Annotated in this window: 1 pseudogene; it reads right to left on the bottom strand. The window is 43.3% G+C overall.

Going from position 1 to position 277, the window contains the following annotated elements:
• Window positions 1-254, bottom strand: a pseudogene (locus SB775_RS29100) (hypothetical protein); the annotation flags it as partial.
• Between the last annotated feature and the right edge of the window lie 23 nt (window positions 255-277).

Here is a 277-nt window from a genome sequence, read left to right as displayed (position 1 = left end):
CTGATCGGAACATAGCTGTCCCCTAGATTCTGAACCAGCACAAACACATCACGCAGCTCCAGCAAACGCTTATTTCGTTCCAGAGCATTGAGCGAGCGAGCAAATTTTTCTTGATACGTAATTACTAAATCCAATGAGTAGCCGTGATCATCTTCAATCGTGATAGACAACTGCTGGGTAGCATCATCAAATTCGACATGACTCACTTTATTTGCAAGCAATAAGAAAACCGAATCGGATGACTGCTCAAACAAATCTCTCCTCCGAAGACTCGAGA

The organism is Peribacillus sp. SIMBA_075 (assembly GCF_046534585.1).
The sequence above is the reverse complement of the archived record's forward strand: the minus strand, read 5'-3'. Positions and strand labels throughout refer to the sequence as shown.